Source organism: Rhizocola hellebori (assembly GCF_016862955.1).
GTDB lineage: Bacteria > Actinomycetota > Actinomycetes > Mycobacteriales > Micromonosporaceae > Rhizocola > Rhizocola hellebori.
The window spans coordinates 18,927-37,385 of sequence record NZ_BONY01000025.1 but is presented as its reverse complement, the minus strand read 5'-3'; the positions used below and the strand labels follow the sequence as shown (position 1 = coordinate 37,385).

Annotated in this window: 16 protein-coding genes; 11 read left to right on the top strand and 5 right to left on the bottom strand. The window is 67.2% G+C overall.

The features are described 5' to 3' along the window. Positions 1-72: 72 nt before the first annotated feature. Complete coding sequence (locus tag Rhe02_RS21115; protein ID WP_203910020.1) at positions 73-1,392, top strand: MATE family efflux transporter; 1,320 nt, start codon at positions 73-75, stop codon at positions 1,390-1,392. Here Rhe02_RS21115 and Rhe02_RS21110 read toward each other — a convergent pair. After that, a complete protein-coding gene (locus tag Rhe02_RS21110) occupies positions 1,382-1,870 on the bottom strand; it encodes a hemerythrin domain-containing protein (protein ID WP_203910019.1) in 489 nt (162 codons plus the stop codon). The genes Rhe02_RS21115 and Rhe02_RS21110 overlap by 11 nt on opposite strands. A gap of 58 nt (positions 1,871-1,928) precedes the next feature. Between Rhe02_RS21110 and Rhe02_RS21105 the strand changes: the two genes are divergently transcribed. Beyond that, positions 1,929-2,663 (top strand): ZIP family metal transporter, encoded by a 735-nt coding sequence (locus Rhe02_RS21105; protein WP_203910018.1) that lies wholly within the window; start codon positions 1,929-1,931, stop codon positions 2,661-2,663. Here the strand turns inward: Rhe02_RS21105 and Rhe02_RS21100 are convergent. Then, complete coding sequence (locus Rhe02_RS21100; RefSeq protein WP_203910017.1) at positions 2,647-4,725, bottom strand: terpene synthase family protein; 2,079 nt, start codon at positions 4,723-4,725, stop codon at positions 2,647-2,649. The genes Rhe02_RS21105 and Rhe02_RS21100 overlap by 17 nt on opposite strands. Before the next feature lie 100 nt (positions 4,726-4,825). On the opposite strand from Rhe02_RS21100, the gene Rhe02_RS21095 reads away from it, so the two are divergent. Genes Rhe02_RS21095 through Rhe02_RS21080 form a run of 4 tightly spaced genes read left to right on the top strand, consistent with a single transcriptional unit; the run spans position 4,826 to position 9,401 of the window. Beyond that, positions 4,826-6,232 (top strand): family 2B encapsulin nanocompartment shell protein, encoded by a 1,407-nt coding sequence (locus Rhe02_RS21095; protein ID WP_203910016.1) that lies wholly within the window; start codon positions 4,826-4,828, stop codon positions 6,230-6,232. Further along, positions 6,229-7,266, top strand: a complete 1,038-nt coding sequence (locus Rhe02_RS21090) for a polyprenyl synthetase family protein (protein ID WP_203910015.1) — start codon at positions 6,229-6,231, stop codon at positions 7,264-7,266. Before Rhe02_RS21095 ends, Rhe02_RS21090 begins: the two co-directional genes overlap by 4 nt. A 3-nt stretch (positions 7,267-7,269) precedes the next feature. Further along, complete coding sequence (locus Rhe02_RS21085) at positions 7,270-8,622, top strand: DUF6923 family protein (protein ID WP_203910014.1); 1,353 nt, start codon at positions 7,270-7,272, stop codon at positions 8,620-8,622. Between the two features lie 2 nt (positions 8,623-8,624). Next, positions 8,625-9,401: a bestrophin-like domain gene (locus tag Rhe02_RS21080; protein ID WP_239123965.1), complete on the top strand. Its 777-nt coding sequence runs from the start codon at positions 8,625-8,627 to the stop codon at positions 9,399-9,401. Here Rhe02_RS21080 and Rhe02_RS21075 read toward each other — a convergent pair. Both Rhe02_RS21075 and Rhe02_RS21070 read right to left on the bottom strand, forming a co-directional pair. Beyond that, positions 9,398-11,386: an N-acetylmuramoyl-L-alanine amidase gene (locus Rhe02_RS21075; RefSeq protein WP_203910012.1), complete on the bottom strand. Its 1,989-nt coding sequence runs from the start codon at positions 11,384-11,386 to the stop codon at positions 9,398-9,400. The genes Rhe02_RS21080 and Rhe02_RS21075 overlap by 4 nt on opposite strands. A gap of 82 nt (positions 11,387-11,468) precedes the next feature. Beyond that, positions 11,469-11,963 (bottom strand): MarR family winged helix-turn-helix transcriptional regulator, encoded by a 495-nt coding sequence (locus tag Rhe02_RS21070; protein WP_203910011.1) that lies wholly within the window; start codon positions 11,961-11,963, stop codon positions 11,469-11,471. Between the two features lie 58 nt (positions 11,964-12,021). Between Rhe02_RS21070 and Rhe02_RS21065 the strand changes: the two genes are divergently transcribed. Beyond that, on the top strand, positions 12,022-12,744 hold the full coding sequence (locus Rhe02_RS21065; RefSeq protein ID WP_203910010.1) for an alpha/beta hydrolase: 723 nt from the start codon (positions 12,022-12,024) through the stop codon (positions 12,742-12,744). Here Rhe02_RS21065 and Rhe02_RS21060 read toward each other — a convergent pair. Then, complete coding sequence (locus Rhe02_RS21060; protein WP_203910009.1) at positions 12,733-13,413, bottom strand: alpha/beta fold hydrolase; 681 nt, start codon at positions 13,411-13,413, stop codon at positions 12,733-12,735. The genes Rhe02_RS21065 and Rhe02_RS21060 overlap by 12 nt on opposite strands. A 448-nt stretch (positions 13,414-13,861) precedes the next feature. Between Rhe02_RS21060 and Rhe02_RS21055 the strand changes: the two genes are divergently transcribed. Genes Rhe02_RS21055 through Rhe02_RS21040 form a run of 4 tightly spaced genes read left to right on the top strand, consistent with a single transcriptional unit; the run spans position 13,862 to position 18,417 of the window. Next, complete coding sequence (locus Rhe02_RS21055) at positions 13,862-14,851, top strand: hypothetical protein (RefSeq protein WP_203910008.1); 990 nt, start codon at positions 13,862-13,864, stop codon at positions 14,849-14,851. 1 nt (position 14,852) lies between these two features. Further along, complete coding sequence (locus tag Rhe02_RS21050; RefSeq protein ID WP_239123952.1) at positions 14,853-16,010, top strand: cytochrome P450; 1,158 nt, start codon at positions 14,853-14,855, stop codon at positions 16,008-16,010. Further along, on the top strand, positions 16,007-17,215 hold the full coding sequence (locus Rhe02_RS21045; protein WP_203910007.1) for a condensation domain-containing protein: 1,209 nt from the start codon (positions 16,007-16,009) through the stop codon (positions 17,213-17,215). Before Rhe02_RS21050 ends, Rhe02_RS21045 begins: the two co-directional genes overlap by 4 nt. Continuing rightward, entirely contained in the window at positions 17,212-18,417 is a 1,206-nt protein-coding gene (locus Rhe02_RS21040) for a macrolide family glycosyltransferase (protein ID WP_203910006.1), read from the top strand. Before Rhe02_RS21045 ends, Rhe02_RS21040 begins: the two co-directional genes overlap by 4 nt. The last annotated feature ends 42 nt before the right edge of the window (positions 18,418-18,459 follow it).

Genomic DNA, 18,459 nt, shown 5'->3' with positions numbered 1-18,459 from the left:
CTTCGGACGAGTGAAACCGGTAAGTAGTTGACGCGGATTGCGTTCCTTACCTCCATCGGGCAATATAGGGTCGTGCCTCCCTCCTTGCGCCAAATAGCCGGTCTGGCCCTTCCCGCGCTGGTCGTGCTTGCGGCGGAGCCCTTATACGTGCTGGTGGACACCGCCGTGGTGGGGCATCTCGGCAGCGTCCCGCTCGCCGCGCTTGCGGTAGGCGGCACCGTTCTCACCCTGGTCGCGTGGCTCGGAACGATTCTCGCGTATGGCACCACGGGAAGAGCTGCGCGCCGCTTCGGAGCGGGCGATCGAGCCGCCGCGGTTGCCGAGGGGGTGCAGGCCTCCTGGCTGGCGCTCGGGGTCGGTGTGCTGGTGGCGGTCGGGGCGCAGGTGCTGGCCGAGCCGCTGGCGCGGATGCTGGCTGGCGGGGAGTCGGCCACCTGGCAGGACGCCGCGTCATGGCTGCGGGTCGCCGCGCTGGGCGCGCCGGGGCTCATGCTCTCCGTCGCGGGCAACGGGTGGCTCCGCGGAATACAGGACACCCGGCGTCCACTGTCCTATGTGGTCGCAGCTTTCGCGCTGTCGGCCGTGCTCTGTCCAATTCTGGTCTACCCAGCGGGTTTCGGGCTTATCGGATCGGCCATCGCCAATGCGACAGCGCAAACCCTGGCCGGGTTGCTGTTTGTGCGGGCATTGTTGGCCGAACGGGTGGATTTAAGGCCGCATCCGGCTGTCATGACAGAACAATTGGTGGTTGGACGGGACCTGCTCCTGCGTGGGCTGGCGTTTCAGGCGTGCTTCCTTTCCGCCACCGCGGTAGCCGCCCGCTTCGGCACCGCGACGCTGGCCGCACATCAGATCGCCCTGCAACTCTGGTTCTTCACCGCGCTGATCCTTGACGCGGTGGCGATAGCCGCCCAATCGCTCATCGGCGCGGAGCTGGGGGCCGGCCGCGCCGCCGAGGCGCGCTGGCTCGCGAAGCGAATCACGGTGATCGGGGCGGTGTCGGGCCTCTTCTTCGCCTTGGTGATCGGGGTCGGGGCGCGATGGGTACCCGGCTGGTTCAGCTCTGATCCCGCTGTGCACGCCAAGGCGCTCGTGGCATGGCCCTGGTTCGTCGCGATGCAGCCGTTGGCGGGCATAGTGTTCGCGCTCGATGGGGTGCTGATCGGGGCGGGTGATGTGCGCTACATGCGCAACCTCACCCTGGTGGCCACGCTGTGCGGCTTCCTGCCCGCGGTGTGGCTGGCCTACGGGCTGAACCTGGGACTGGGCGGGATCTGGGCCGGGCTGAGCCTTTTCATTCTTATCCGCCTGGTCGCCCTGCTGGCCCGGCTCCGCTCGGGCAAGTGGGCTGTGGTGGGCGCGCAGCTCTCGCGCGCCCACGCTACTTCTTGACTTCGTCGCGAGCGCTGCGCATCGCCAGCGGGTCGCTCGGCGCCTTGGACTTGGCGGCTTCCATCTGCTTGCCCAGCTCGGTCAAGCGGTTGCGGCCCAGGCTCTTGCGGACCTCGGGGAACCACTCCTTCTCTTCCTCCTCGACGTGGTGGCGGACGTTTTCCATCAGCACCGTCACCTTCGCGTCGAAGGTTTCCTCGGTGGGTTCGAGGTCCATCAGCTCGGAGAGCATCCAGACCACCACGTGGTGTTCCTCGACGCTTTCGAGCACGTGCTCCTTGGTCTCCTCGGCGGCGCGCCAGGCGGCCGGATAGAAGATCTCTTCTTCGATATAGGCGTGCTGAGTCAGGGCCACAATTATCTGGTCGACAAGTTTGCGCTTCTTCGCGGGCGCGGCCGACTGCTTCGTCTTCTCGAATTCTTTGAAGAGTTTCTCTACCGTCTTGTGGTCTTCCTTGAGCAGAACAATGGCATCCATGCTCCGCGGCATACCCGGCTCTGGTTGCGGGCAAACGGCATAGCGGCATGATGTAAGCATGACCGCGGCAATCTGGTGGGGAGTCCTGGCATCGGCGACCCTCTTTGCCGGCCAGGCTTTGGCCCGTCCGCTGGCGCGGTCGCCCCGGGTCACCGGGCTCATCATGGGATTCGGCGCGGGCACGCTGCTGAGCGCGATCGCCTACGAGCTGGTGCCCGAGTCGAATATTGGGAACGGCACCACGGACGCCATCAAGATCGCCGCCTGGCTGCTCGTCGGGGCGCTGGCCTACTACTTGGGAGATCAGCTGCTCGACGGCCGCGGCGGATCGGTTCGCGGTCAGATCCGGCCCAGCACCGGGGCCGGCTCGGGCAAGGCCATGTTCCTCGGCGCGCTGCTCGACGGGATCCCCGAAGCGTTCATCATCGGCCTCGGGCTGGCCGCCGGCGGTTCCATCAGCTGGGCATTCCTCCTCGCGGTGGCGCTGTCGAACATCCCGCAGGGAGTGGCCGGCACGACCGGGCTCAAGTCGGCCGGGGTGCGCGATCTTCGCATCTTCGCCATGTGGACGTCGCTGACGATAGCCTCGGGGCTGGCGGCCGGGCTCGGGTTCTGGGTGGCCGACAAGGCGCCGGGCGCGGGCTTGGGCGCCAACGCGTTCGCGGCCGGGGCTTTGCTCATGATGCTGGCGGACTCGATGATTCCCGAGGCCTACGAGCACGGTGGCCGGGCCGTCGGCCTGCTCACCGTGCTCGGCTTCCTCACCGCCGCCGCGCTCAGCGTGGCGCAGTGAGGGTAAGACCCGGCATGCGGTAGCGGTGTGTCTCACGGTGCCAGTGCAGGATCCCGGCCATCCAGTCGCGTAGATGTTCGACGTAGCCGACGACCCCTTGCCGGGCCGGCGGGTCGAGGTCTTCCAGCACGTAGGGCAGCTCGCCGGCGGCGAGGTGCTCGAACTGTTGCAGGCGCCGGGTCATCAAGTCGTTAGTGATGGCCACCGCAGCGGGCGTGTCGATGTCGAGGAAGCGCTGGATGATGAGGACCCCGTTGTGGAACTCGCCGTCGAACTGAATCTCCTTCTGATAGCTGAAGATGTCATTGGCGAGGCAGGCGTAGTCGGCGGCCGCGTTGTCGAGGCTGCGCAACGTCCGGGTGCGATAGACCTCGGGCGGGACGAGCTGGCCGTGGCTGAGCCGAGCCAGGCTCATCGTGAGGTCCGAGCCGAAGGTCAGGCGCCGCATCTCCAGATAGTCGATCGGGTCGGGCACGCGGTGCTGAATTGCGTTCGCCAGCTCCCACAGCCAGCTCGACGTCATCTCGTGTACCGATTCCCGGAACCGCCGGCGCACGTCGAGGGGCATGGCCACGGTGGTTCGCGCCCACAGGTCGGCCAGGCCGCGTTCGATGGCATTGGTCGCGGCCGGGGTGGCTGAGCCGTCCAGCGGCATGAAGGTGGTGAGCCGTTCGTTGAACAGTCTCGCTCCCACCATGTCCCGGGCACGCCCGAAGACGGCCGGGAAGTAGTCGTCGGCGTAGGTGCCCCAGGTCAGCCAGCCGGTGCTGACATCGAGGTCGGCGGCGGTGGCTCGCCAATGGATGGTGGCCGCGCAGAGGGCGAAGTCGAATCCGGCCAGGGCGCGCTCGTTCCAGAGCCAGCCGTCGAGCATGCCCATCCTGGTTGCCCAGGCGATGGCGTTGGCGCGGGCGCTTTCCAGATGCGGACTGATCCTGAGGCGGTAGGGCATGTGAAAGGCGGGCAGCCCGGTGACGCCGACGTGGTGATGGGGCAAGTGGGTGTGAGCCGACAGGCGAACGCGCGCGGCCGAGGTGCCCAGCCCGCGCGGGCCGCCCGCCACCATGACGCCGCCGCCGTTCATGTACCGGCTGGAGCGCATGTGCCACTCGTGCCCGCCGCTCTGCCAGTCCTGCAGTCCGCGCACATAGGCCATCACGTCGGCGCATTGCGAGGAATCGAGCCGGTGCTCGATGGCCAGCGGCGCCAGCTCGGTCAGCACGGTGTTCTCGAACTGCTGCAGGCGCGAGGTGAGCAGCTGGTTCACCGTGTCGGCGGCACGCTGCGGGGCGTAACCCAGGAAGCGTTCCACCACCAGCACGCCGTTGTTCACCTCGCCCTCGTGCTCGGTCTCACGCTGGTAGGAGAAGATGTCGTTGCGCAGGTGGACACCGTCGGAGAAGGTGTCCTTGAGCACGCGCATCGGGCGGCTGGCGGCTATCTGCGCGGGCACCTCGGCACCGACCGCGAATTCGACCAGGTCGGCCGACCAGGGCGCGCCGCCTACCTTGCGGCGCATCTCCACGTACTCCACCGGGTTGGGGATCCGCTTGCCATTGATGTTGGTCAGCTCCCACAGCGACTCGACGAGCAATTGGTGGGTGCTCTCGGCGAAGCGGGCCTGCCACGCCGCCGACATGCTCGGAACCGTTCGCTGCCAAAGGTCGGCGAGCCCGGCCTCGACGGGGTTGGTGGGAGTGGCGGTCACCGGCTGCGGGCCGGCCGGCATGAAGGCGGCGAGCCGGTCCAGGTACACCTTGGCGCCCTTGATGTTCCGGGTGCGCTTGAACACGTCCAGGAAGTGGTCGTCGAAGAAGAACACCCAGACGTACCAGTCGGTGACCAGGTCGAGTTTGACGCTGTCGGTTTCCGGGTGGGTATAGGCGCAGAGCAATGCGTAGTCGTGCGAGTCGAAGGTCCGCTCATCCCAGATTCCCGAACCTTCAATCATCTTCATGTCGCGCGCCCACGCCTTGGAGTGGCGGCGCGCCTGCTCCAGGTGCGGGTTGAGGCGGGCCGGATGGGGGACGTAGAAGTCCGGAAGCTGGAACGGTTGGCTCATGTAATACGTCTATACCGTTCTTTGATCGAGAAAAATAGACTATTAACGCGAATGGGTACTAAAGCTAGCGAGTCGCACTAGTTGCTGATCTGATTTGGCCATGACAGTTGACACACGGTCCGAAGTGGACAGCCAGCCCAACTCCAGCCTCAGCACAGCCGCCGCCCGAAATCTCGCCACGACCACCAAGTCCGTGCCGCAGATGCAGGAGATCAGCTCACGTTGGCTGCTCAAGGTGCTGCCCTGGGTCCAGGTCAACGGTGGCGCCTACCGCGTCAACCGAAGGCTCAGCTACGCGATCGGAGACGGGCGGCTCAGCTTCACCAACGTCGGCGACCAGGTGAGAGTGGTCCCGCCCGAGCTGTGCGAGCTGCCACAACTGCGTGGATTCGCCGACTCGGACGCGCTGGAGGCGGTGGCCGCGCGCTTCACCCAGCTCGAGTTCGCGGCCGGTGAGCCGATCGTCCAATCCGGACAGAATGCGGATCACGTTTACCTCCTAGCCCACGGCAAGGCCGACAGATTAGGCGAAGGCCGCTATGGCGGGCAGGCCGTATTAGGCGTGCTGGCCGACGGCGAGTTCTTCGGCGACCGCGTCCTGGTGGAGGGCGAACACGCTTGGGACTACAGCGTTCGGGCCGCCACCAGATGCACCGTGCTGGCCCTGTCCCGAGCCGCCTTCCTTCAGGTGGTCGAGGCGAACGCGGCGCTGTGCGACCACATCACGCGGGTGCGGCAGAGCAAAATCCCCCGGCAGAACAAGCACGGCGAGGCCGAAATCGCGCTGGCATCGGGCCACGACGGCGAGCCTCAGCTGCCGGGAACCTTTGTGGATTACGAACTTTCGCCGCGCGAGTACGAGCTGAGCGTGGCGCAGACGGTGCTGCGGGTGCACAGCCGCGTCGCCGATCTGTACAACGAACCCATGAACCAGATCGAGCAGCAGCTGCGCCTGACCGTCGAGGCGCTGCGGGAACGCCAGGAGTTCGAGATGGTGAACAACCGCCAGATCGGGCTGCTGCACAACGCCGACCTCAAACAGCGCATCCACACCCGAAGCGGCCCACCCACCCCCGACGACCTCGACGAGCTGCTCTGCCGGCGGCGCAGCACGCACGTGTTGCTGGCGCATCCGCGGGCCATCGCCGCCTTTGGTCGCGAGTGTTCCAAGCGCGGCATCTATCCGCCGACCATCGACTACATGGAGCGCAATGTCCCGTCCTGGCGCGGGGTTCCGTTACTGCCATGCGGAAAGATTCCGGTCAGCCCGACCCACACCACCTCGATCATCGCGATGCGCGTGGGCGAGGAGAACCAGGGCGTGATCGGGCTGCACCAGACCGGGATCCCGGACGAGTACCAGCCGAGCCTTTCGGTGAGGTTCATGGGCATCAACGACCAGGCGATCATCTCGTACCTGGTCAGCGCCTACTACTCGGCGGCCGTGCTGGTGCCCGACGCGCTCGGCGTGCTGGAGAATGTCGAGATTGGACACTTCTCCTCATGACCGCCGCCGAAGTGACCTCGCCCAAGGCGATCGCATTACAGGCCCTGGACCGGGCACGCCTGCTCACCGAGCCATCCCTGCGGGAAGCGGTGGACACGCTGCCCGGCTCCATCCGGCACCTGGTGGGCTATCAGTTCGGCTGGTGGAACGCCACCGGCCGAACCGAACGGGTCGCCGCGGGCAAGGCGCTACGGCCGACCATGGTGCTGCTCGCGGCGGAAGCCGCGGGGGCAGACGCGACAGCGGCTATCCCGGCCGCGGTAGCCGTCGAGCTGGTGCACAACTTCTCGCTGGTGCACGACGACGTCATGGACGGCGACGCCATGCGCCGGCACCGGCCGACGGTATGGAAGGTCTTCGGCATCGGCTCGGCGATCCTGGCCGGTGACGCGATGCTGAACCTTGCCCATGAGGTGCTGGCCGACAGCGGGCACCGGCATGCCACCGAAGGATCGCGGATGCTTTCCGCTGCGGTGACCGAGCTGCTCGAAGGCCAGTGTGACGACCTGGCCTTCGAGCAGCGCGACGATGTGCAGCTGGCCGAGTGCCTGCGGATGGCGCGCCGCAAAACGGGTGCGCTGCTGGAGTGCGGAACCGGGCTGGGCGCCCTGTTCGGGGACGGTTCCGCCATCCAGATCGAAAGGCTGCGCTCCTTCGGCGGAGAGCTGGGTCTCGCCTTCCAGTTCGTCGACGACGTGCTGGGCATCTGGGGCCACGAAAGCCGTACCGGCAAGCCGGTTCATTCGGACCTGCGAAGCCGCAAGAAGTCGCTGCCGGTGGTGGCCGTGCTCAGCTCGGGGTCGCCGGCCGGCCGCAAGCTCGCGCAGGCTTACCAGGACGGACGCAAGCTCACCGACGAGGACGTGGCCATGCTGGCCGATCTGATCGACTCCGCGGGCGGCCGCGACTGGTGCCTGACCCAGGCCTCGGCGCTGCTGGAACGCGCGATGGCGAGCCTGCACGCGGCGGCCCCCGCCGCGCGGCTGGAGGAGCTGCGTGCGCTGGCGAGCTTCGTCGCCGACCGGGATCGGTGAGGCGTGTCCGCCTTTGTCGCCTCGCTGCTGGTCGCCGCGCTCGCCTCGGCGGGCGCGGCGGCACCGGCTCCTCCGGCCGGGGTTAGTCCTTTGTGCCGCAATGGCTTTTATCTGGTACCCGAAAAGGAGCTCTTAAGATTTGGCGAACACGCCCTGGATCGGGTCTCGATGGCGAGCCTGCGCGATCACGTCAATGCGCTGGCCTATTCCGACGGCGATGAGTTGCTCTACGGAGTCGCCGAAACGGCCGGCGTCTCGCACGTGGTGACCCTGGACGGCGCCGGCACCATCACCGACCGCGGCCCGGCGCCACTGGCCGGGGCCTACGCGGGCACGGCCGAGGGCGGCCGGTGGATCGTCCACAACGGACAGGAGATGATGACTGTTCAGCTGCCCACCCTGGCCGTGGTCAGTCGCGCGAGCCTTCCGGCCGGAGCCGATGTCGGCGACTGGGATCTCTACGGCGGCATGCTCTATGGCATAGCGGCCGGAGCGGTGCCGCGACTGATCCGGGTCGATCCGAAGACGGGCGAGGCGTCGGCGGTGGCGCAGCTTGCCGGGCTGCCCAAGGGAAGCAGCTATGGCGCAGCCGTGGTGGACCTCTACGGCGTGCTGCACGCGCTGCACAACGCCACCGGCCGGATCTATCACGTGCCGCTGGCCAATCCAGAACGTTTCACCTTCAGCGAGGCCGGGCTGCAAGCCTTTCACGCCGATGCCGCTCGCTGCCCGATCGCTTGGGACACAGCGGAAATGCCGGAAGCCCGGCACACCCTCACCACGATCGGCGAGCTGAGCATCGGTGCCATCCCGGAAATCACGATCGCCGCGGAGGCGACCGCATTAACGTTAAAGATTCCGGTGCGCAACACCACGAGCCGAGACGCGCTGCTGGCGGGCTGGCACGATCTGGATCACGATGGTCAGCTCGCCGCGGCCGACCGGATCACGGTCACCGTGCCGCCGGGAGCGCAGGAAGCGGTGCTTAGCTGGCCGTCGCTGGCGGTGGGCACCGGATCGGATGTGTCGCGACTGCGCTTGCGGCTCTATGGCTTTCCGCCCGGCAGCGTCGTCCCAGAGGGGACGGCGTCGGGCGGGATGGTTCAGGACTATCCAATCCAGATTATCTGGCCGATGCCGCGCCCGGTCGAGCCGCCGCCCGCACCGCCCGTTCCCATAGCCACCCCAACACCGACACCGACGCCGGTACAGATGGTGCTCGCGGCAAGGCCGCCACCGCCGCCCGCCGATCCGCCCACCCGCCGGCTTCCGCTGACGTGGTCGCTTTTCGCGGGGCTGCTCGTGCCCGCCATCACCATCGCCGCCCGCTCGGGCGGCCGGAGAGGAACCGCGTGAACATGTTGGGTGCCTCGATCCTGGTCGTGCTCGCGGCGGCCGCGCTATCGGTCACCGGATTCCTTCTGGTGTCCCGCTTCATCCCGTCGCGGTGGCTGGTGGCAGACGCCGATGCGGCAAGCGCGCTCTACGCCACGATCGGCATGGTCTATGCGATCCTCATCGCGATAGCCGCGATCGCCGTCTGGGAACCCAGAACGGGCGCCGCGCAGAGCACCGATCAGGAGGCCGCCAGCCTGACCGAAGCCTATTGGTCGGCCAACTCGCTGGCGCCCGAGGATCGCAGGGATGTCCAGGTGCTCGTCTCCGGATATCTGCGCGTCGCCGCGGGCACGGAGTGGACCAGCTTGCGCCTGCACCAGACCGGGACGGCAGAAGCGGACCAGCTGTTCACCCGGCTGCGTCAGCGGGTGGATACCGTTGAGCCGCAAACGGATCGGCAGGCCAACGCGAGCCAGCAGCTGTCGGCTCAGATCAGCGAGGCGGCGGGGGCCAGGCGGGCCCGGCTCGCGGCCGCGACCGAGGGCATGCCCGACATCCTTTGGCCCATCCTGCTTCTGGGCGGGTTCATCAGCGTCGCCTTCCTCTACCTGTTCGGGCTCGACCGCACCTTCCCCAACGGGCTCATGATGGCCGTGGTCGGCGGGATGATCGCGCTGCTGCTCCTGGTGATCTATCAGGTGGAGTTCCCCTACAGCCGCGCCTTCGCGGTAGGGCCGGACAGTCTTGAGGCGGCGCTGGACAATTTGAGATCCAGCGCCGCCCCGGGCGGTCGTTAGTGGACGATCGACGGCAGCAGGTCGACGTCATCGAGGTTCACGTACATGATCCGATGGCCGAACTGAATCTGCACATAGATCATGTCGCCTTCGATGACCGTGCCGTCGCCCGGCGACGTCCACGCGAATGTGGTCGAGCGGTAGTACTCGCCACGCATCAGGTTGCCGACCACGTAACGCTGGCCGGCGGCGAAGGTGTACTGCAGTGGCGCGAGCGCCTGATAGGGCACCTCCGCCGGGTAAGCGGCCGCCTCCGGATAGGCACGGCCGTAGACCGGGATGGTGGCCTTGCCCGCCTTGGGCTGCACCACGAAACCGAAGCCCCACAACGCATTACGCGCTGTGGACGGGTTGTGGAACCAGGCCTTGCGGCCCAGGTACCAGATCGCGGTCCAGTCGCCCTGGACCTCAGCGATCGCGAACTGCTGACCCGCCGAAGCGCGGGCACCGTGATCGGAGACGCGCATCGTGTTCGGGGTGCCGTCCGGGCGCAGGCCCAGATCGTTGATGAGAGGAGCATCGAAAGACGGGGCCTGGCGCAGGATCACCGACGACGACCCGCGCGACGGGCACGGGCCGGGGACGGCCGGGCCGCCCGGGTTGGACTGCGGCGGGCAGTTGGTGAATTCGGGGCGGTTGCTGGCGAAGTCCGGGTTGATGGTGACCAGACCGGTGCGGTAGGTCCCGGTTCCCCGCAGCGGCGCCCTGAGCAGGTCGAAATAGTGAGTCCAGTCCCAGTACGGGCCTGGATCCCAGTGCATGGCCGACACCCGGGCCGGGGTGATGCCCGGCACGTTGTCGTGGCCGAGGATGTGCTGGCGGTCCAGCGGGATGCCCAGCGCGCCGGCGAGGTGGCGGACCAGTTTGGCCGAGGTGCGGTACATGGTCTCGGTGTACCAGGTGCCCTGTGCCGCAAAGCCTTCGTGCTCAATGCCGACCGACTTCGCGTTGACGTACCAGTTGCCCGCCTGCCAGCCGACGTCCTTGACCTTCAGGTGCTGTGCGGTCTGACCGTCGACTGAGCGCATGGTGTAGTGCCAGCTCGCGGCGTAGGAGGCGGTGGTGCCGAGCCGGGTGGTGCCGGCGTAGTAGCCCTCAGAGTCGTGAATAACGATATATTCGATCTTCTGCTGCTGGGGCCGGTTGCCCTTGTCGTACTGGCCGTAGTTGCTCGGAACGGTGCCGTTGCCCAGCAACGCGTAACCGGCTGGCATGTACTCGCAGGCGATGTCGATCGGGCACTCGAGCCCGTCCGGCCTTTCCAACCGGCGCAGCCGCAAGCGGTTGAGCCAGTCGAGGATCGGCTGGATGCCACCGAGGCCGGTCAGTCGCACCTGCTGGCCGTCGTCGGTGGTGCGGGCCGCGCCCTGGCGGATCGTGGCGAAGACCTCGTCGGCGAAGACCTTGGCGGCGTCCTCGGTGTCCGAACCGGAATACTTTGCCACAGCGCCATACCAGGCGGCCGGGTCACTGGTGGCGCCGGTCGGTCCGCCGATTTCCGTCTGGTACCGGGAAAGCAGCGCAGCACCACCCCGGATGTTGGCCTCGACGTCGGTGCGCAACGTCTCCTTGGCTATCCCGGTCAGCTCACTGGCCCGGTCGATGGTCTGCAGGGACTCGGCAGGAATGTCCTCGGCCGGCCCGCCATGACCGGCAGGCAGCTCCTCGCGGGAGTCGTCGCCCCGCCGGTCCTCGCCCACCGGCTCGGCAAGGCCGGGCAGTGAGGCGACATAGTCGGCGTCGGTCAGGTGCATCGGGCCGTAGCCACCGCCTGTGCTGGGGGTTCCCGCGTTGACGTCCCATCGGGACTCCAGATAGGAGACCCCGAGCAGCACGCTTTCCGGAACCCCGAACTCGGCTGCTGCCTGCGCATATTGCGCCTGGCGGCTTTCCGGCACCGGGCTGGCCGGGGCCGGGCTAACCACCACCAGCGAGGTGACACCGGCCAGCGCGGCGCTGAAGAAAATGGTTATAGGTCGCGACATTGGCCTACCCTGCAACGAACCGCCATCTATGTCAATGGTTTACGCACTCCAACATCATGCCGTAAATAATTAACCATCGCTTTTAGAGCTCCAGCGTTGCTGTGGCTCGGGTTGCGCAGGTGGCGAGGTGGTGGAGGAGCTCTCGGGCGGCGGCTTCGCGTTGGGGTGGTAGCTCGCGGATGAAGGCCTGGTAGGCGCGGTCGAAGGCGGCGCTGGCACGGCGGTGGGCGCGTTTGCCGGCGGGGGTGAGGGCCAGCAGGTAGGAGCGGGCGTCGCCGGGATTGGGCGCTTTGCGCACGTGATCGCGCGCCAGCATGGCCCGGACGTAGTCGGCCGCGGTGGTCACGGGCATGCCGAGGGTGCGGGCCATTTCGGTCATGGTGATCTGTTCGGCTTCGAAGATGACGCTGTACGCGGCGTATTCGTCTGGGCGCAGGCCGGAGTCGTGCAGCGCGGTGGCGAGCAGGGTGCGCACCCGCTGGCCGAGCTCGAAGACGTCGAACAGGATCGACAGGTGCTGGCCCGGCTGCGGTTGCCACTGCGTCTCGGGGCGGGTCTTGGTGCTCGTCGCGCGCATGGTTGCAGCCTAGTAACAGGCCTCGACAGATAGTACGGGCCCGTAGTAGTTGTTACGGATGCGTACTATCTTGGTGAGCATCGCGCTGGCACTGAGCATCACAGCCTGCGCGGCGGAGAAGGTGCCAGCACCGCAGCCGTCGGCCGGTGCCCGTGATGCGGGCTTCGCGGCGGCGGACGGGGTGGCGCTCCACGGCCGGATCTACGGCCAGGGGACGACAGCGGTGGTGCTGTCCAACATGGGCGACAACAACATCGCGGGGTGGGAAGGCTTTGCCCCGCTTCTGGCCTCGCGCGGCTATACCGTGTTGACCTACAGCTACCGCTATTCCACGGGTGCGCGAGCTTTCACCGCGGCCGACGCCAAGGCGAGCGTCACCGACCTTCAGGGCGCTATCGCCTATCTGAAGCAGACCGGCGCCACCAGGATCGTCCTCATTGGAGCGAGCCTGGGCGCCATGGCCACCGCGAAGGTCGCCGGTGGCGCCGGGGTGGCGGCGGCTGTGCTCATGGCCGGCCGCCTCGATCTCAGCGACTACGATTTCCGCGTCACCGAGCAGGAGCTGGCGTCGATGACGATGCCCAAGCTCGTGCTGACCTCCGACCGGGACAGCGTCACCGCACCGGAGCTGACCCGCGAGGTCTTCGATCGGGCGCCGGAACCCAAGTCGTTTCACAGTTTTCCGGGTACCGCCCACGGCGTGAACCTCTTCCAGACCGAGCACAAAGCCGATCTGGAGAAGCGGCTGCTCGACTTCGTGGAGATGAACTCACGAAGCTAGGAACGGGACCACCTCAGCAAGAAACTCGTCGCGGGCGAGCCGATGGATCTGGTGGCCGACCGGGATCTCCACGAGACGGCCGCTGGGCAGCATAGCGAGCGCATCGGGATAGAAGTGCTGCGGCGCAGGGCTGGACGGGCCGCCGGCGAGCAGGAGAGTGGGTGCGGTGACCCGGTCGAGGCGGTCGAACACGGCCGGGTCCGGAGAGTTGATCTGATCGACGACCTGGACGAAAGCCTCCCAGTCGTAACCGGGGTCGTCCTGCGGCGGGGCACCGATGGCGATCGGCGGCAGGCCGGGCCGGCTCGGCGGCGTGTCCTCGATGACCAGGTGGGCGACGCGCGATGGCTCCTTCTGGGCGATGAGCCAGGCGACCATGGCGCCCATCGAGTGGCCGATGATGTCGACGCGGTCGGCGCCGATCTGGTCCAGCAGGCCGAGCAGGTCGTCGCGCATGGCTTCCAGCGCATAGGAACCCGGCCGGTCGCTGTCACCGAAGCCGCGGCAGTCGACCGCGTAGACGCGGTGGGTCGCGGCGAAGGCGGGCGCGACCTCGTCCCAGGTGGACTTGTCACGCGGGCAGGAGTGAAGCAGGAGCAGGGGCATCGCGCCGTCGGCACCGGTGACGTTCGCCGCGAGGCGCACGCCAAATACGTCATAGAATTCCACTGATCGTCACCTAACTCCGGGCACGGAAAGCCACGGCAGGATCGAGGGGGATGCGGGCAGCTGGCCTCGCCCATCCAGCCTAGCCGCCGCGGCCCAGCCCCGCTGCCCCGCTCACCGAACCGGCGTGAATGCCGTATACGTATATCAATTTCGCCGCTATCGACTGCGCCCGATAAGGCAGTAGGCTCATCCACGCCAGGGGAGACGATGGGCAGTGCGCCGAGGGCAAGGTTGGCCGCCACCGGCGCCGGTCAGCAGCCCAGGAGCCGGCTTGGGGCAGCAGCCGGATCAGCGCCAGTCAGCGCACGCTCGACCTGCTACGGCGGCAGCGGTTGACGCCTTCCACGCAACAGTTAGGACTCTTAACTGCAGTCCGATCGGTGGATGCCTTATCCATTGATCCAAAAGTTAGGGTTTATGAATGGATGTTGTCCTGCATACGGTCGTTATGACGCATCCGCGTCGGCTCTCGTCTGCGCAGGCTCTGCGCGAGCGGCATCCGGAACTCGACCCGGTCATCGTGTTCGATCCGGAGCCGGAGGCGACGCCGAGCGCCCTGCGTGGCGCGCGGCTGGCGTGGGCCAACGCCCCCGCCGATGCTACGCATCTGCTTGTAGTGCAAGACGACATGATACTCGGGCAGGACATCGCCAGGCACGTCATGAGCGCGGCCAGGGCGATGCCCGACGCGGTCCTCAGCTTCTTCACCGAGTGGGGCTCTCGCACGGCGCATGCGCTGCGGCTGGCCGCGGTCGTGGGTGGCAGCTGGGTCGAGGTGATCGACCCCTATGTGCCCACATCGGTTCACCTGATGCCGACCGCGATCGGGCGCCGGGTGGCCGAGTATCCGGGAGATGAGGCCGACGATGTGCTGCTGCTGCGCTTTGTCAAGGAGTTCGGCATCCCGGCCTATGCCAGCGTGCCCAACCTCGCCCAGCACGTGCCGATCGCCAGCCTGATGGGCAACGACATCATCCAGGGGCCTCGGCCCGCCGCGTGGTGGGCATCGCCCCCCGGCGACCTGGACGCCACCGTGGCCGAGCTGCCGGTGGTTCCCGTCCTGCCCATTTTCGAGTCCTACTCGATCTGCCGCATCGACGGTCGTAACATCAAGACCCACGACTATCTCACCGAGCACCTGGGTGTCCCGGTCAAACAACAGCTCGACCTCTTTGTCGAGGCGATGGCCGAGGTCGATCCCGGTTACGCGATAAGGGAAGTGGTGGCCGAGCCGTTGCTGCTGCAGTTCTGGCTGACAGCGATGATCTACGGCGTGGTGGCCGGCACCCCGCCGCCGGAGGAGGCGCTGCGCACCCTGGCGCCCGGGTCGCTGCGCCGATTCGTGCCGTTCCCGAGCTTGGAGAAGCTGCCCGAGCTGTTGAACCCGGTGGTCCATCAAGCGATCAAGCTCGGGTCGTCTATCGGAAAGAGCGCCTGACGTGGATCTCAAGATGCTGCTGTCGGACCAGGGGCGCGCCGATCCCTTCTCCATCTACGCCCACCTGCATTCCAGCGGGCAGGCGGTGGCGCTCGACGCCACCAAGGACGGCTACGCCGCGGCGGTCTACGGCTATGAGGCGGTGAGTCGGGTGCTGCGTGACCCGCGCTTCCGGCAGCTCGGCGGGGAATACATGGAGGCCAACCACAGTGGATGGCGCCGGCATCGGGCCCTGGTCGTGCTGCGTGACTCCATGTTCTTCAGCGACGGACCCGTACACGATCGGATGCGTCAGCGGATCGGCCGCTATTTCACGCCGCGGCGGATGGCCATCCTGGAGCCGAGCGTGGCGGAGCTGACCAAGGTCACCCTTGAGCGGCTGGCCACCCTGCCCGAACCGATCGACTTCATGGGCGAGTTCGCCTTCCTCCTGCCCAGCAGCGTGATGGCGGAGGTGCTCGGAGTGCCGCAGGAGGATCTGGGCTGGTTCCGGCCGCGGGTGCTCGCGATCGGCGCGATCCTCGAGCTGGACGGGGCGACCTGGCGAAACATGGTGCGCGCCAACACCGCCGCCGACGAGCTGACCGAATACTTCACCGCGCTGGTGGCGGCGCGCCGGGCCGAACCGCGCGACGATCTGATCAGCATTTTGTCCGATGTGGACGATGCCGAGCTCATCCCGAACCTGATCACGACCTTCAACGCCGGTTTCGTCACCACCACCCATCTGCTCGGCAACGGGCTGATGCTGCTGCTCGACGACCCGTCGCTGCGTGGGAAGACCATTACCGACGAGATCCTGCGGTACGAGCCACCGGTGCAGATCGTGCTGCGCTACGCCATCGAGGACTGCGCGGTGGATGGGGTGCCGGTCCAGGCCGGCCAGGCGATCCTGGTCATGCTCGGGGCGGCCAACCGCGATCCCAAGCGGTTTCCAGACCCCGACCGGTTCGATCCGGCCCGGCCGGACAATGTCTCGCTCAGCTTCAGCCTCGGGCCGCACTACTGTCTGGGCGCCGCGCTGAGCAAGCTGGAAGCCGAGATCGCCTTCCCCGCGTTGTTCGAAAGGTTCCCCGGGCTCGCGCTCGCGCAACGGCCGCCCGAGGCCAAACCCCTGATCCTGCGCGGACACGACCAGCTCCTCGTCACGGTGCGATGAAACCGCTCTCCGCCCTGCAGCGGCGCATGTGGCACCTGTGCACCTCGTATTCGGGGACGTCGTCGCCGATAGTGGTGACCGCACGGCGTTTTCGCGGACCGCTTGACGTGGCGCGGTTCACGAGCGCGGTGGCGCAGGTGGTCGACCGGCACGATAGCCTGCGGACAGTTTTTGCCGTTCACGGCGACCAGCCGGTACAGATCGTTGGCCCGCCCGGAAGTTTCGCTACCGAGCTGGTGGAGACCGACGACCCACAATCGGTGGTGGAGGAACAGAGCACGGCTTTGCTCGACCTGTTCGCCGGGCCGCTGGTGCGCAGCAGGCTGCTGCGGCTGGCACCCGACGACCACGTCTGGTGTTTCACCGTGCACCATCTGCTCGCCGACGGCGGGTCGGCCACCATCATCGAGAACGAGGTCGCGGCGCTGTACAGCGGCGAGTCCTTGCCGCCCGTGCAGCCGGTGACCTGGGACGAGGACCCGCAGGATCTCGATTGGTGGGTCGAGCAGCTGACCGGGGCGCCCGTGCTCTGGCTGCCCACGGACATGCCGCGCCCGGAGCACAAGGGCACCCGCGCCGTGAACCACGACGAATTCCTCGACCTCCAGCTCGCCCGCGACATCGAAGAGCTGGCGCGGCGCAGCCACAGCACGCCCTTCATGGTGCTGCTGACCGCTTTCCAGCTCACCCTGGCCCAGCGCAGCGGGCAGCGCGACTTCTGCATCGGGGTTCCCGCTGACGGCCGGGACAGCGTGGAAGCCGAACAGGCGGTTGGTCTTTTCGCCAACATGCTTGCCCTGCGCCTGCGCGCCGACCAGCTCAGCTTCGCCGCCCAGATGAGGCAGACGCGGTCGACCTTCATCGAGGCATTGAGCCGGCAAGCGGTGCCCTTTGGCCAGATCGTGGCTACTCTGAAGCTCGCCGATGCCCCGAACCAAACGCAGGTATTTCAATCCATCTTCTGTTTGCACACCGAGGCGACGCCGCGGGACGATCTGCCCGGCCTTGCCGTAGAGCCGTTTAGCGCCGGCCACCCCCAGGCGCTGCACGACCTGGTGCTTGATCTCTGGCGCAACGAAGCCGGCATCGTTGCCGCGTTTCGCTACGACTCGTGTCTGTTCAAACCGGACACCATCGCCGATCTGGCCCGCGGGTACATCGACGTGCTTCGGGCAGCGGCTGCCGACCCGGAAGGTGCGCTATGACCGGGCAAAAGCACATCGCCTTCTTCAACATTCCCGCCCTGGGCCACATCTACCCGACACTTCCGGTGGTCTCCGAGCTGGTCCGGCGCGGGCACCGCGTGAGTTACGCCGCGGTGAAGGACAGACAGACGCTCATCGAAAAAACCGGCGCACGGCTGATCCCTTACGGATCCACGCGGCCCGGCGATGCCGATCCCACCTACGCGGCGCCCGCGGGCGAGGAGTACATCGCGGGCACGCTGCTCAGTTTCCTGATCGAAGCCGAACGGACCCTGCCCCAGCTGGAGTCGGCCTTCGCCGCTGACCGCCCGGACCTGGTCGTCTTCGACCGGATGGCCTTCGCCGGCTCGGTCTTCGCGCGCAAACACGACCTGCCCGCGGTGCAGCTGTGGCCGATGATGGTCTCCGGACCACAGTGGTCATGGGTTCGCCAAGAGGACCTGGCCCATCCAACGATGGCCGGATATCTCGCCTACCTCGACCTGTTCCTGGCCGGCGAGGGCCTGCAGATCGACCCGGCCAGCTTCCTGGCCCCGCAGGTGCGCCGCCACGTGTCGTTCTACCCGCGAGCCTTCCAGTGTCACGGCGAGCTTTTCGACGACTCCTACTGTTTTGTCGGGCCGTGTGTGGGCCAGCGGTCTGATCATCAGCGGTGGGCGCCACCGGCGGATGGCTCCGACGTTGTCCTGATCACGATGGGGACGCAGGGCAACCTGCTACCCGACTTCTACCGCGGCTGCTTCGACGCCTTCGCCGACGGCCGCTGGCACGTGGTGCTCGTGGTGGGAAAGCGCTTCGACCCGGCCGGGCTGGGCCCGGCCCCGGCGAATTTCGAGGTCCTCGCCACCGCGCCGCAGGTCGACATCCTTCGGCAGGCCAAGGTTCTGGTCTCGCACGGCGGCATGGGCGGGGTGATGGAGGCGGTCCAGGCGGGTGTGCCCCATGTGGCATTTCCCGGTACCCGAGAACAGGAAACGAATGCGGCGCGCCTCGCTGAGCTGGGGCTGGGCGTGGTGCTGTCGGACGTCGCGGCGCTGCGCTCGGCGGTCGACTACGTCTGCGCCGACGCCCCGATGCGTTCGCGTATCAGGGCCATGCAAGAGGAGGTGGCAGCCGCGGGTGGAGTGCGCCGAGCCGCGGATGTCATCGAGGAGTGTCTGGCCAGTCGATCGTCTGTGGACGAAAGTACGGCACGGACTTAGTCATTAGCTGACATTGTGATTGATCGAAAGCGGGGGCCATTT